Genomic DNA, 259 nt, shown 5'->3' with positions numbered 1-259 from the left:
CTGCGCGACCCCGACGGCATCGCCGTGCGGACAGCGGACACGGCCCTCGCCTTCGGTGAGCTGGACGCGCTGACCGATCGTGTCGCCGCCTGGCTGCGGCGGCAGAACGGGGGCCGGAGCGGTGTACGCACCGGCGTCGCCCATGTCCTCGACCCGGTCTTCGTCGCCACCTACTACGGCACGGTCCGCAGCGGTGCGACGGCGGTGCTGGTCAACCCGCTGATGGGGGAGCACGGGCTGCGGCACGTCTTCGCCACCG

At 73.4% G+C, this 259-nt stretch carries 1 protein-coding gene; it reads left to right on the top strand.

Annotation, left to right across the window (positions count from 1 at the left end; all coding sequences use genetic code 11):
• Positions 1 to 259: AMP-binding protein (locus G3I42_RS24620; RefSeq protein WP_203607277.1), on the top strand; the 259-nt coding region annotated here is incomplete at both ends.

Origin of the sequence: Streptomyces sp. SID11385, assembly GCF_010548245.1 — a bacterium.
Taxonomy (GTDB): Bacteria; Actinomycetota; Actinomycetes; order Streptomycetales; family Streptomycetaceae; genus Streptomyces.
The sequence above is the reverse complement of the archived record's forward strand: the minus strand, read 5'-3'. Positions and strand labels throughout refer to the sequence as shown.